Genomic DNA, 509 nt, shown 5'->3' on the forward strand with positions numbered 1-509 from the left:
TGCACTGCGCCCCCTGGCCGCCGCAGCCCTGCTGGCCCTTGCACTGCCCACGGCCCGCGCGGCCGAGCCGGCGGCGCACGCGCCCCAGGGCAAGCCCATCACCTGGATCGTGGGCTTTGCGCCCGGCGGCAGCCTGGACGTGCTGACCCGCCATGTGGCCCGGCAACTGGAGGCCAGGGCCGGTGTCAGCGTGGTGGTGGAAAACCGGCCGGGCGCCTCGGGCGCGATCAGCCTGCAGGCGGCGGCCAAGGCGCCTGCAGATGGTCTGACCCTGGTCTCCGTGCCCGGACCGCAGCTGTCCGGCCCACGCCAGCCCGAGGTGGGCCGCGAGCTGACCGCCGTGGCCGTGATGGCCCGGGGCGCCATGGTGCTGGTGGGCCCTGCCCGGGGTGCGGCCGGCAGCCTGGGCGAACTGGTAGCCGCCATGAAAGCCAAACCGGGCCAGTGGAGCTACGCCAGTTCGGGCACGGGCACCTCCCAGCATCTGGCGGGCGAACTGCTCAACGCCC

Annotated in this window: 1 protein-coding gene; it reads left to right on the forward strand. The window is 74.9% G+C overall.

The genetic code is table 11. The features are described 5' to 3' along the window. On the forward strand, positions 1–509 hold a 509-nt coding region (locus INR38_RS28590), incomplete at both ends, for a tripartite tricarboxylate transporter substrate-binding protein (protein WP_278251486.1).

Source organism: Delftia sp. SD018, assembly GCF_017355445.1.
Classification (GTDB): domain Bacteria; phylum Pseudomonadota; class Gammaproteobacteria; order Burkholderiales; family Burkholderiaceae_C; genus Comamonas; species Comamonas acidovorans.